Annotated in this window: 12 protein-coding genes and 1 tRNA gene; 9 read left to right on the top strand and 4 right to left on the bottom strand. The window is 68.0% G+C overall.

Annotated features, from left to right (window positions below; all coding sequences use genetic code 11):
• Positions 1-4: 4 nt before the first annotated feature.
• Together QF206_RS07745 and QF206_RS07740 are read right to left on the bottom strand one after the other, a co-directional pair.
• Positions 5-700 carry a hypothetical protein gene (locus tag QF206_RS07745; RefSeq protein ID WP_281488651.1) on the bottom strand — a complete coding sequence of 232 codons (696 nt, stop codon included), beginning with the start codon at positions 698-700 and terminating at the stop codon, positions 5-7.
• Positions 697-2,358, bottom strand: coding sequence for a PspC domain-containing protein (locus QF206_RS07740; protein WP_281488650.1), 1,662 nt, complete (start codon positions 2,356-2,358; stop codon positions 697-699). Before QF206_RS07740 ends, QF206_RS07745 begins: the two co-directional genes overlap by 4 nt.
• A gap of 104 nt (positions 2,359-2,462) precedes the next feature.
• Between QF206_RS07740 and QF206_RS07735 the strand changes: the two genes are divergently transcribed.
• Complete coding sequence (locus QF206_RS07735; RefSeq protein WP_281488649.1) at positions 2,463-3,767, top strand: ATP-binding protein; 1,305 nt, start codon at positions 2,463-2,465, stop codon at positions 3,765-3,767.
• Positions 3,764-4,471 carry a LuxR C-terminal-related transcriptional regulator gene (locus QF206_RS07730; RefSeq protein ID WP_281488648.1) on the top strand — a complete coding sequence of 236 codons (708 nt, stop codon included), beginning with the start codon at positions 3,764-3,766 and terminating at the stop codon, positions 4,469-4,471. The genes QF206_RS07735 and QF206_RS07730 overlap by 4 nt, the downstream gene beginning before the upstream one ends.
• A gap of 80 nt (positions 4,472-4,551) precedes the next feature.
• On the opposite strand, the gene QF206_RS07725 is transcribed toward QF206_RS07730, so the two are convergent.
• Complete coding sequence (locus tag QF206_RS07725) at positions 4,552-5,754, bottom strand: pyridoxal phosphate-dependent aminotransferase (RefSeq protein WP_281488647.1); 1,203 nt, start codon at positions 5,752-5,754, stop codon at positions 4,552-4,554.
• Positions 5,755-6,066: 312 nt separating this feature from the next.
• Here QF206_RS07725 and QF206_RS07720 point away from each other — a divergent pair.
• From QF206_RS07720 to QF206_RS07690, 7 genes are all read left to right on the top strand, one after another.
• Positions 6,067-6,139 (top strand) — tRNA-Trp (locus QF206_RS07720).
• 52 nt (positions 6,140-6,191) lie between these two features.
• Positions 6,192-6,470, top strand: a complete 279-nt coding sequence (gene secE / locus QF206_RS07715) for a preprotein translocase subunit SecE (protein WP_281488646.1) — start codon at positions 6,192-6,194, stop codon at positions 6,468-6,470.
• 71 nt (positions 6,471-6,541) lie between these two features.
• On the top strand, positions 6,542-7,465 hold the full coding sequence (nusG, locus tag QF206_RS07710; RefSeq protein WP_281488645.1) for a transcription termination/antitermination protein NusG: 924 nt from the start codon (positions 6,542-6,544) through the stop codon (positions 7,463-7,465).
• Between the two features lie 110 nt (positions 7,466-7,575).
• Positions 7,576-8,007, top strand: coding sequence for a 50S ribosomal protein L11 (rplK, locus tag QF206_RS07705; protein ID WP_281488644.1), 432 nt, complete (start codon positions 7,576-7,578; stop codon positions 8,005-8,007).
• Positions 8,008-8,132: 125 nt separating this feature from the next.
• Entirely contained in the window at positions 8,133-8,822 is a 690-nt protein-coding gene (rplA, locus tag QF206_RS07700; RefSeq protein WP_281488643.1) for a 50S ribosomal protein L1, read from the top strand.
• A 145-nt stretch (positions 8,823-8,967) separates the two neighbouring features.
• Positions 8,968-9,474, top strand: a complete 507-nt coding sequence (locus tag QF206_RS07695; protein ID WP_281488642.1) for a methyltransferase family protein — start codon at positions 8,968-8,970, stop codon at positions 9,472-9,474.
• 88 nt (positions 9,475-9,562) lie between these two features.
• Positions 9,563-10,153: an NADPH-dependent FMN reductase gene (locus QF206_RS07690; RefSeq protein WP_281488641.1), complete on the top strand. Its 591-nt coding sequence runs from the start codon at positions 9,563-9,565 to the stop codon at positions 10,151-10,153.
• 136 nt (positions 10,154-10,289) lie between these two features.
• Here QF206_RS07690 and QF206_RS07685 read toward each other — a convergent pair whose 3' ends face one another.
• The gene (locus QF206_RS07685; RefSeq protein WP_281488640.1) at positions 10,290-11,258 is read right to left on the bottom strand and encodes an NADP-dependent oxidoreductase; all 969 of its coding nucleotides are present in this window, start codon (positions 11,256-11,258) and stop codon (positions 10,290-10,292) included.
• Positions 11,259-11,317 lie beyond the last annotated feature (59 nt).

Raw genomic sequence — 11,317 nt, 5'->3', positions numbered from 1 at the left:
AGCGTCAGGCCTGGTCGTCTGGGCGGGAAGCCGGCTTCTCGTGACCGGATGCCGCGTCGTCGTGCTGGTGGTCGGTGTTGCTGTCGTTCGGAGCCGGCGTGCGCAGATCGTCGATGGCGAGCTGGTCATCGCCCGGTTCCACCGGGGGAACCGGCGTGCCGGTCGGATCGCCCTCCTCGGAGCCGCCGGAGGCGGAGGCGGGAGGGGAGCTGGGCCGCGACCCGGAGCCGCCCGCGGCATCCGCCTGAGCGTTCATCCACGCGACGCCGTCGACAGGCTGTGTGCGGTCGAACGGTCCACTCGGCTGACCGCCCGGAGTTGCGCCGTACGGCACTGTCGGCTGCGCAGCGGAAGACGCCGACGCGGCGGAAGCAGCGGGGGCCGAAGGCGGCGACGGAAACGAGCCCGCGCCCGTCGCCGCGCCCTGATACGGCGACGCGTAGGCGCCGCTGTACGCGCCGGCGCCGGCGGTGGAGCCGAACGCATCCGCCCCGCTCCGACGGCGCGCGAGCGAGATGATGCCGCCGACCACTGCACCGACCACGAGCAAGGCTCCGAAGGCGCCGACGAGGACGACGAGCATCGACGGCCGCTCGAAGAACGACGGCAGACGGAGATCGGTGAGCGTCGCGGTCAGCACCAGGGCTGAGACGATGATGATCGCGAAGCCCCAGACGATTGTTGATGCCCTGGGGGTCATTGCACTGCTCCTTCGGTGATGATCGTGATGTCGCCTGCGCCCAGTGTGATCGTCAGGTTGAGTCCGGTCGACCAGGTGCGGCCTCGATCGATCGCGGCGTTGTACTGCTCGCGCGTGACGCCTGGGGGAAGCACTTCGTGCCGTCCGGTCCAGAGCGACATGCGGTCGCGATCCTCGCTCTCGACGGTCGCCCGGCCCACGCCGTGGCGAACGTCGAGCTCCACGACCGCTTCATCAGGGAGGATCACCGTGACGTCACCCGCACCGGTGATGAGGCTGACATTGCCCCAGGGGCGGTCGCCCGACCTGGCGAACGGATCGGCAGGCAGCTCGACGCCATCCCAGTAGTCGCTGAGGTCGAGCGTCGCCTCACCCGCACCCACGAGGTAAGTCTGCGAGGTGGGGGAGTAGCTCGGTTCGTAGTGCACATTGCCGGCGAAGACCACCCGGGCCCCGACGGAGACGACGGATGCCGTGACCAGCGCGAACGCCACGATCCACGCCATGCCGCTTGCGCCGCCACTGCGCTTGCCCATGATGCCGTTGATGACGATCGCCAGCCCGAGCACGCCGAGGGTGGTGGCGAGTCCCGCGATCACGGCCTGTTGCGTGATCTGATCACCGCCGACCGCGAGCAGCACTGCGGCGCCCGCGATGATGGAGACGCCGATCGCTGCGAGGCTGTACAGCGGGTTCGATCGTGTGCGGGCGTACTCGGCCCGGCGTTCCGCGGCCGCCTGCTGACGCTGGCGGCGCTCTTCCTCGAGGCGGGCCGCCGCAGCGGCCTGCTGCGCGGCGTTCTCGTTTCTCACGTAGTCGTCCTTCTCCTGCTTGAAGCGCGCCTGCTGCTCACGCCAGGCCGCGAGACCATCGGGGTCCGCGGGCGGGGTGGCCGCGGCCGACAGCGGCACGGTGGGCTGGTGGTCGGAGGGCGCCGTGGTCGACGGGTGCGCGTACTGCGCAGTGGTCGCGGTGTCAGCCGCCCACGCCCCCGCGGCGCCCGCGCCCGTCGCCGGCGTCGCCGCCGTCGCCGGTGCGGACTGCTGCGTCGCGTCGAAGTGCTGAGTGCCGTGAGCGCCGGTGTAGCCGCCGCCGGGCGTCTGTGCCGCTGCGCCGTTGCTTCCGTTTCCCGATGGCCCCGACTTGCGAGCGATCGCAACGACCGCCCAGATCGCCAGGCCGATGAGCGCCAGCGTCCACAGCACGGAGAAGACCGCACCGATCGGTCCGCCGAAGTTCCAGTCGAACCCGAACCAGTCGTTGAAGGCGAAGAACGGCCAGAGCAGGAAGCTGAAGGGCGCGAACCCGTTGCCCCAGGGCCAGAGCACCAGCAGGGCCATCACGGCGATACCCGCCATTGCGCCGTTCACGCGTCCGCGGCCGAGTTCCTCGGCGTGAATGAGGTTCGACCGGTCGGGCAGCAGGGCCCATGCCGCCGCGTACAGCAGCAGCACTGGCGCCCCGAGCAGGCCGAGCACCACGAGGATGCCGCGCACGATGATCGGGTCGATGCCGAGGCGCAGCGCGATACCGGCGGCGACGCCGCCGAGCCAGCCGGGCTGCCGGGTGATGCCGAGCGAGCGCAGCCAGGCGAAGAAGCGATTCCCGCTCTGCGGCTGCTGCGGCGCCGACGTGTCTTGAGAGGCGTGGTTCTGCATGTTCCAATGCTCTCGAGCCGGGGGCCCCACTGCCATGGGGTGTTCCCCTGAACCGACCCCGAGAGGGAACCCTGACCGCTGCGTCAGGTGCTTGGATTGCTGTCATGACCCCACCCGCGCCGCTTGTCTCGCGCCGCACGCCAGGCGTGCCAACGCGCATGCTCCGTCCCCGGGGCGCAATGCTCGGGGGCGTGTGCGCGGGCCTTGCGGAGCATATGCAGTGGCCCGTCAATTGGGTGCGCGCGGGCGCGGTGGTGTTCACGCTGCTGGGCGGCGGGGCGGCACTGCTGTATGTGTGGCTCTGGGCGCTGACGCCGCTCGAGCCGGCAACGGGAGAGACGGATGCCGCAGCATCCGCTCACCGTGCGTTCCCGGTCGCACCGGTGCTCGTCGGCTTCGCCGCCGTCGCGGCCGTCATCGCCCTGGTGACCGCAGTGGTGGGCGCCTATGCACCCGCTGCCATGGTGGCGCTCGCGGCCCTCGTGCTAACAGCCGCCGCGGTGGCGTGGAGCCTGCTCTTCGACCGGAACGATCCGAAGCGCTCCGAGCGCTACGGCGTGGCGACGCGCACCACGGCCGCCGTCGGGCTGGCGCTCACCGGAGTGCTCCTGCTCGCCACGAGCCCGCCCGTGCCCGCCACGGTCATCGCCGTCGTCATGATCGTCGGCGCCGCCGGCGTGCTCGCCGCTCCCGCGATTGTGCGACTGTGGACCTCCCTGCTCGCCGAGCGCGCCGCCCGGGCGCAGGAGGAGAGCCGCGCCGAGGTCGCCGCGCACCTGCACGACTCCGTGCTGCAGACGCTTGCGCTCATCCAGAACCGCGCGGGCGCCTCGAGCGAGATCGCGCGCATCGCGAGGGCTCAGGAGCACGAGCTTCGAGACTGGCTCTTCGCGGGGACCAAGCCCAGCGGTGCTGACTTCGCGGCCCAGCTTCGTGAGGTCGCGCTCGAGCTCGAGCTGCAGCACGCCGTGCGCTTCGACGTGGTGACGACCGGGGACTTCACCGATCGGTCGTTCCCAGCGGTGCTGGCAGCTGCTCGCGAGGCCATGCTGAATGCGGCTCGGCACGCCGGCGGCGAGGTGTCGGTGTACGTCGAGCTCTCGGCATCCGATCTCGATGTGTACATCCGTGATCGAGGCCCCGGCTTCGACATCGGCGCCATGCCGGAGGGGCGCATGGGAGTGCGAGGCTCGATCATCGGCCGCATGGCGCGCCACGGGGGCACCGCGACCGTGACCAGCGACGAGAACGGCACGCAGGTTCACCTGCACAGCCCAGTGGTGGCCCATTCGGGCTCGCGCAGCGCGCCGTCACCGCAGAGCGCGCCGTCACCGCAGAGCGCTCCCGAGCCGAGCGAGCCTCGGGCGAGTTCAGCAGATACCCAAGGAACCGAAGGGCGAGAGCGATGACTCACGAGAGCGACATCAGTTCAGCGGATGCCGGTGCCGGTGCAGCGGCTCCGCCGCCGCTGCACGTGCTGATCGTCGACGATCATTCGATCTTCCGCTCCGGCCTTCGGGCCGACCTTGATGCATCGCTCGATGTCGTCGCGGAGGCGGCCACCGTCGACGACGCCGTCGCGTTGATCGCGCAGCACGTGCCAGACGTGGTGCTGCTCGATGTGCACCTGCCCGGGGGAGCGGGCGGCGGCGGCGCGGAGGTGCTGCAGCGCAGCAGCGCGTTGCTCGACCGGGTCAAGTTCCTCGCTCTGAGCGTCTCGGACTCCGCCGAAGACGTCGTCGGCGTGATCCGCGCCGGAGCCCGCGGCTACATCACGAAGGGCTCCTCAGGGGCCGAGGTGTCGCGCGCCGTGCGCACTGTCGCGGCCGGTGACGCGGTGTTCTCGCCGCGACTCGCCGGCTTCGTGCTCGACGCCTTCGGTGCGGTGGCTGGTGAGCAGGCCGCCGCTGACGACGAGCTCGACCGGCTGTCGGCGCGCGAGCGCGAGGTCATGCGCCTGATCGCTAGAGGCTATGCCTATAAGGAGGTCGCGAGCGAGCTCTTCATCTCGATCAAGACGGTCGAGACCCACGTTTCAGCGGTGCTGCGCAAACTGCAGTTCTCGTCGCGCCACGAACTCACCGCCTGGGCGCTCTCTCGCAAGCTCCTCTAGCCGCGCAGGAGGGTGCCGGCAGAACAGAAGCGGGGCGGATGCCGTGCAGCATCCGCCCCGCTTCATGAATCGATCGAGCGTCAGCCCGCGAAGAGCTGCTGCAGACGCTGGATACCCTCGAGCAGCGGCTCGTCGCCGAGCGCGTACGAGAGCCGGATGTAGCCGCTCGGGCCGAACGCCTCACCGGGCACCACCGCGACCTCGGCCTGCTCGAGGATGAAGTCGGCAAGCTCGAGCGAGGTGGTCGGGGTGACGCCGCGCCACTCGCGGTTCAGCAGCCCCGAGACATCCGCGTACACGTAGAACGCGCCCTTGGGCGTGGGCACGCGCATGCCCTCGATCTTGCTCAGCTCGGCGACGGCCACCTTGCGGCGGCGGTCGAATGCCTGGCGCATCTGCTCGATCGGCTCCCATGGGCCATTGAGCGCCGCGATCGCGGCACGCTGCGAGATGTTCGACACGTTGGAGGTGAGGTGCGACTGCAGGTTCGCTGCGCCCTTGATGGCGTCTTCGGGGCCGACCATCCAGCCCACACGCCATCCCGTCATGGCATACGTCTTCGCCACGCCGTTGACCAGGATCGTGCGGTCGGCGAGCTCGGGCACCGCCTCGACGATCGAGGTCGCACGGATGCCGTCGTACACGAGGTTCTGGTAGATCTCGTCGCTGATCACCCACAGACCGTGCTCGAGAGCCCACTCGCCGATCGCCTTCACCTGCTCGGGTGAGTAGACCGCGCCGGTGGGGTTCGAGGGCGACACGAAGAGCAGCACCTTGCTGCGCTCGGTGCGAGCCGCCTCCAGCTGCTCAACCGTGACGAGGTAGTCCTGGTCGCTGCCGGCGAACACCTCGACCGGCACACCGCCCGCAAGCTGGATCGCCTCGGGGTACGTCGTCCAGAAGGGCGTCGGCATGAGCACTTCGTCACCGGGATCGAGCAGCGTCGCGAACGACTGGTACACCGCCTGCTTGCCGCCGTTCGTGACGATCACGCGCGACGGGTCGACTTCGAGCCCGCTGTCGCGCAGCGTCTTCGCCGCGATCGCCTCTCGGAGCTCGGGCAGGCCGACCGCCTGCGTGTAGCGGTAGTTCTTGAACTCGAGCACTGCGGCGGCGGCGGCCTCCACGATGTGCGGGGGAGTGGCGAAGTCGGGCTCGCCTGCGGCATAGCTGATGACGGGGCGGCCCTGTGCTTGCAGGGCCTTCGCCTTGGCGTCTACCTTGAGCGTCGCCGACTCGCTGATCGATGCGATTCTGCGGGAGATACGGGGGAATTCAGGCACGGGATCAGCCTAGCCACCGCGACCCGAGCGCGAGAGTGGGTTACGGCATCCGCGGTGCGTTCCCCCTGCCAAGGAAGAGCGTCTTGAGCCGGATGCCGCCGGGGCTTGCTCCTCGTTCGTTTTGGAGCGCTCAGACTCCTGACTTACACTGTTCGAGGTGGTTGAAATCTGCCAAGATTTGCGCTGCCCGTTTCAGGTGTGAGACCCGCACATGACGCGGCTCGCAGCGGAGGTTAGGCTGGTTCCTTCCAATCCCTGGAACGTCAGGCGAGATGCCTGTCGTGATGGGGGAAGCCCGCATCGACGATGCGAAGGGCGGTGGCGCAATTGGTAGCGCAGCGGTCTCCAAAACCGCAGGTTGCAGGTTCGAGTCCTGTCCGCCCTGCAAGTTGCTCCTCGCGGAGCGGCTTGACCCGTGACAACGGCAGAAGGTAGTGATGGCCAAGAACGTCGTCGACGAGCCCAGCGAGGAAGTCGTCGCAAACGCGAAGAAGGATCGCGCAGAGCGTCGCGGCCCCTTCGCGCGGATCGCCCTCTTCCTGCGTCAGGTCGTCAACGAACTGAAGAAGGTCGTCACCCCGACGCGCAAGGAGCTGCTGAGCTTCACGGGCGTCGTGCTCGTATTCGTGGTCATCATGATGGGACTGGTAGCAGTGCTCGACCTCGGATTCGGCACGCTCGTCGCGTACGTGTTCGGTAACGGTCCGGTCAATTAGCCGAGCAGTTCGGCTGGAATCCGAGGCGGCGACGACCATGTCGGAACCGCACAAGAACGGAATGGGAATCAGTGTCTGAAGAAGAGCGCCGCGACATCGACCTCGCGACTGCCGCGGAGCAGTCGTCCGAGGAGGACGAAGCGCAGGAGGGCTCGGTGCTCGACGGCGACATCGAATCGAGCGAGCCCGCCGAGGAGAAGGCGCTGCACGTCGTCGATGAGAACAGCGATGACGATGACGACATCCAGAGCCTGATCGACGCACTGGATGCCGCAGTCGACCCTGAGGCCGACGCCGTCGTCGACGACGCGCTCGACATCGACTCGGCCGACGAGGCCGAGGCCGCCGCCGAGGCGACCGAAGACGAAGAGGCCGAGCAGGACCCGTACGCCGCATTCCGCGCCGAACTGCGCGTGCTTCCCGGCAAGTGGTACGTCGTGCACTCCTACGCCGGCTTCGAGAAGCGCGTGAAGTCCAACATCGAGAGCCGCAAGATCAGCCTCGGCATGGAGGACTACATCTACGACGTGCAGGTTCCGATGGAAGACGTCGTCGAGATCAAGAATGGCCAGCGCAAGCTGGTGAACCGCGTGCGCATCCCCAGCTACGTGCTCGTGCGCATGGACCTCAATGAAGACAGCTGGTCGGCCGTGCGCCACACCCCCGGAGTCACCGGGTTCGTCGGCAACGCGCACAACCCCACGCCGCTGCGCTTCGAAGAGGCGTTCAACATGCTGAAGAGCACTGTGCAGGTCGAGGCGGTGCCGGCCGCCAAGGGTGCCGCGAAGGGCCAGAAGGCCGCAGCCCGCGTCATCCCCGCCGAGGTCGACTTCGAGATCGGCGAGACCATCACCATCAAGGAAGGCTCGTTCGCAGGCCTCCCCGGCACGATCAGCGAGATCAAGCCCGAGAGCGGCAAGCTCACGGTGCTGGTGTCGCTCTTCGAGCGTGAGACCCCGGTCGAGCTCAGCTTCGACCAGGTCACCAAGCTCTAACACCGGCTCAAGCGCCGCCGCGCGCTTTGCGACCACCGCAGCCCGTCCGGGTTCGCGGGAGAGCGGTCAGGAATTCGCCTGCTGCTCGAACACCAGAAGAAGGAAGAACAATGGCACCGAAGAAGAAGGTCACGGGTCTGATCAAGCTTCAGATCCAGGCCGGCGCCGCCAACCCCGCCCCGCCGATCGGTCCGGCGCTGGGTCAGCACGGCGTGAACATCATGGAGTTCTGCAAGGCCTACAACGCGGCCACCGAGTCGCAGCGCGGCAACGTGATCCCCGTCGAGATCACCGTGTACGAAGACCGTTCGTTCACGTTCATCCTGAAGACTCCTCCGGCCGCCGAGCTCATCAAGAAGGCCGCCGGCGTTGGCAAGGGTTCTGCCACCCCGCACACGAGCAAGGTCGGCAAGCTGAGCCGTGACCAGGTGCGTCAGATCGCCGAGCAGAAGATGCCCGACCTGAACGCCAACGACGTCGCCGCTGCCGAGCAGATCATCGCTGGCACCGCCCGCTCGATGGGCATCACCGTCGAGTCCTGACTCACGGATGCTTCGGCTCTGAACGGATGCCGCAGCGCCAACCGAGCAGCATCCCACCGCTCATCACACTTTTCGTGGCAGCGCCGGCCAGGCGCGACGACCACACTCTCTGAAGGAGAACCAACATGGCACAGAAGTCCAAGGCCTACCGGGCCGCGGCCGAGAAGATCGAGGCCGGAAAGTACTACACGCCCGAGGAGGCCGTCGGCCTCGCTCGTGAGACCGGCTCGGCCAAGTTCAACTCGACCGTCGAGGTCGCGCTGAAGCTCGGCGTCGACCCCCGCAAGGCCGACCAGATGGTGCGCGGTACCGTCATTCTTCCTCACGGCACCGGCAAGAGCGCGCGCGTCATCGTCTTCGCGACCGGCCCTGCGGCCGAGGCTGCGATCGCGGCCGGCGCTGACGAGGTCGGCGGCGACGAGCTCATCGAGAAGGTCGCCGGCGGGTACACCTCGTTCGACTCGGCGGTCTCGACCCCCGAGCTCATGGGCAAGGTCGGTCGTCTCGGTAAGGTCCTCGGTCCGCGTGGCCTCATGCCGAACCCCAAGACCGGCACCGTCACCCCCGACGTCGCGAAGGCCGTTTCCGACATCAAGGGCGGAAAGATCGAGTTCCGCGTCGACAAGCACGCCAACGTGCACTTCGTGATCGGCAAGGCCGCGTTCGAGGCCAAGCAGCTGGAGGAGAACCTCCGCGCGGCACTCGACGAGATCGTGCGCCTCAAGCCCGCTTCGGCGAAGGGCCGCTATGTGCAGAAGGGCGCCGTGTCGACCACCTTCGGCCCCGGCATCCCGCTCGACGTCACCGCGATCTGATCTGGGCTGATCTGATCTGATCTGATCGCAGCCCGACGCTGCTATCGCGTGAAGAGGGTCCGCTTCGGCGGGCCCTCTTCTGCGTTCGGTCGCAGCGCACTGCGCACTGCGGCGGCGAGCGCTCGCTCGGCGTTAGGCTCGACCCATGGCACGACGGCTGCGGCACTGGCTCGGGACGCTCACATCGCTCGTCGTGCTGCCCGGCATCATCGGCGTGCTGCTGCCCTGGCTCATCACGAGGTGGGACGTCGCCGACTGGGGAATCATGCAGCCGTTGGCGATGGGTCTCGCCTACGTGCTGATCATCGGTGGTGCGTGGTTCCTCACTCACTCCTACGTGAGATTCGCGGGCGAAGGAGCAGGTACGCCGTCACCGCTCGTGCCGGCCGAGCAACTCGTCGTCGGCGGCGCCTACCGCTTCGTGCGCAATCCGATGTACCTCGCGATCTTCGCGGTGCTCGCCGGTCAGGTGCTCTTCTTCGGGTCGCTCTGGCTCGTGCTGTACACGATCGTGATCGTCATCGCGAGCGTGCTGTTCGTGCGGTTCTACGAGGAGCCGCGCCTCGAACGACGATTCGGCGAGCAGTACCGCCGCTATCGCGAGGCAGTGCCGGCCTGGTGGCCCCGTGCCACTCCAGCGCACGTGAACTGACCGAACGCCGGCCGCTCGGAAGCTCAGCAGCCATTCTGTTGTTCACCATGACAGTTGCCCACGTCCATCCCATCGCACAGGAGTCTCCTTGACAGCACCCCACCAGCCCGCCCGCCCGACGCTCATGGTCGTGATCGCCAGCATCCGTGACGGAAGAGTGGGGTTGCCGGTCGGCCAGTGGTTCGAGTCCGTTGCGCGCGCGCACGCCGGCTTCGATGTGAGCCTGGTCGACCTCAAAGAGCTCGCTCTGCCGCTCATGACCGAGCCGAACCACCCGAGGCTCAAGCAGTACACGCAGGAGACCACGTGGCAGTGGAGCCGGATGGTCGAGAGCGCCGACGCGTTCGCGTTCGTCATGCCCGAGTACAACCACGGAGTGAGCGCCCCGCTCATCAACGCCATCGACTACCTGTTCCAGGAGTGGCACGACAAGACGGCGGGGCTCGTCTCGTACGGCGGCGTCTCCGGCGGCTTGCGGGCGGCTCAGCACCTGAAGCCGGTCTTGTCGACGGTCGGGCTGCACACGGTGGTCGAGGCCGTGTCGATCCAGATGGTGCGCAACCACGTGCACGATGGCGTCTTCGCGCCCGATCAGCACGCGACAGCGTCTGCTGACGCCATGCTCGATGCGATGCTGCGAACGGATGCCGCTCTCCGCACCCTTCGCGACGCCGCCTGAGTCACCGGGCGATCCGCCCGGCGCGCCGCGCCGCTGCTGACCCCTTCGGGAAGGGCTCAACCTTGGTCGGGCCGGCCGGTCATGCTTCTGCGTGTGACCGGCCGGCCGAAACCGGTGCCGAAGCCGTGAGACGGTGTCAGGAGCCCGCGATGTCGAGCACGATCTTGCCGCGGGTGTGGCCCTCTTCGAGCGCCGCGTGCGCGGCGGCCGCCTCAGCGAGCGGAAACACCCGGTCGATGTGCACCTTCACATCGCCGTCTTCGATCAGCCTGGTGATGGTGTCGAGGGTGCGCGCGTCTGGTGAGACCTTGTAGTCGGTGGCGCGGATGCCGGCATCCGCCGCCTCCTCGAAGAAACCGGTCCAGCTGCCGGTCGGCACGTTGACGAGCAGGCCACCCTTGCGCAGGGTCTTCAGCGATCGCGAGCCGGTGTTGTCTTTCACATTGCCGATGAGGTCGATGACCGCGTCGACCTCTGAGACCTCATCTTCGAAGCGCGATGTCGTGTAGTCGATCACCTCGGCGGCTCCCAATTCGCGCAAGAACGAGACGTTGCGCGTCGAGCCTGTCGCGATGACGTGGGCGCCGAAGTAGCGGGCGAACTGCACTGCGAAGTGACCGACGCCCCCCGAGCCGGCGTGGATCAGCATCCGCTGCCCCTCATGCGCACGAGCCACGTCGACGACCGCGCCCCAGGCGGTCAGCGCGGCGAGCGGCACCCCGGCTGCCTCGATGTGGGTCAGATTCTTCGGCTTGCGGGCCACGCTCATCTCCGACACCGGTGCGAACTGGGCGTAGGTGCCAGGGATGCGCGGTGTCGAGGACATCCCGTACACCTCGGTGCCCGGTTCAAGCGGGTGCGTCACGTAGGGCGACTCGACCACGACACCGCTGAAATCTGCTCCAAGAGTCACCGGGAACCCGGTGAACGCTGCGGAGACGCCGCCGCCGGCGCGGCTCTTGGCCTCGATCGGGTTGATGCCCGCGGCGTGGACCTCGATGAGGAATTCCGCGCTGATCTTCGGCGGCACCGGCACCTCTGCGATCTCGAGGACCTCGGCCGGTCCGGTGCGGTTGATGACAGCTGCGCGCATGGTGGTGCTCATGCGGGCAAGCCTAGTTCGGGGCCTATTCGGGGTTACGGGGTGTTGCGGCGGCATCGACA

The organism is Ruicaihuangia caeni (assembly GCF_029952955.1).
GTDB lineage: Bacteria > Actinomycetota > Actinomycetes > Actinomycetales > Microbacteriaceae > Ruicaihuangia > Ruicaihuangia caeni.
This window is presented reverse-complemented; position numbering and strand designations above follow the sequence as displayed.